Source organism: Tepidimonas fonticaldi (assembly GCF_001675355.1).
In the GTDB taxonomy this organism is placed as follows: Bacteria; Pseudomonadota; Gammaproteobacteria; order Burkholderiales; family Burkholderiaceae_C; genus Tepidimonas; species Tepidimonas fonticaldi.
The window spans coordinates 1-737 of sequence record NZ_LZDH01000057.1 but is presented as its reverse complement, the minus strand read 5'-3'; the positions used below and the strand labels follow the sequence as shown (position 1 = coordinate 737).

General features: G+C 42.1%; 1 protein-coding gene. It reads left to right on the top strand.

Annotated features, from left to right (window positions below):
- The first annotated feature begins 35 nt into the window (after positions 1 to 35).
- Positions 36 to 557, top strand: coding sequence for a shikimate kinase AroK (gene aroK / locus A9O67_RS13175; RefSeq protein ID WP_082955515.1), 522 nt, complete (start codon positions 36 to 38; stop codon positions 555 to 557).
- Positions 558 to 737 lie beyond the last annotated feature (180 nt).

Genomic DNA, 737 nt, shown 5'->3' with positions numbered 1-737 from the left:
ATCATTAACGAATAATCGTAGTAATACCAAAAAACATGGCAGAGAAACGCAATATCTTTCTGGTTGGACCAATGGGTGCTGGCAAAAGTACTATTGGCCGTCAGTTGGCTCAACAGCTTAATATGGAGTTTTTCGACTCTGATCACGAGATAGAAAAACGCACTGGCGCAGATGTAGGCTGGGTATTCGACCTTGAAGGTGAAGAAGGCTTTCGCGATCGCGAAGAAAAAATCATCAATGAGCTTACAGAGAAACAAGGCATTGTATTAGCAACAGGTGGTGGCTCTGTTAAGTCTAAAGAGACCCGTAATCGCCTATCCGCTCGCGGTGTCGTTGTTTATCTTGAGACCACCATTGAGAAACAATTATCTCGTACACAACGTGACAAAAAACGTCCACTGCTACAAGTTGACGAACCCGCACGTGAGGTTCTTGAGAAACTGGCTGACGAACGTAATCCTATGTATGAAGAAATTGCTGATATTACCATTCATACTGATGAGCAAAGTGCAAAAGTTGTTGCCAACCAAATCATTGAACTATTAGACAAACACTAATTGTTCATGGTGTTATTTTCAAAAATGAACTCAAGGTAAAGCAAGATGGAAAAAGTCACCGTCACTCTAGGCGAACGTAGTTATCCAATCAATATTGCACCCGGCTTATATCAACAAACGGGGGCATTTGAGCCATTAACTGCGGGTCAACGAGCAATGATCGTGACAAATGAAACTCTT

Bases quoted from the DNA above. Each gene is read 5' to 3' on its own strand.
- aroK (WP_082955515.1), top strand. From the start codon at position 36: ATGGCAGAGAAACGCAATATCTTTCTGGTTGGACCAATGGGTGCTGGC.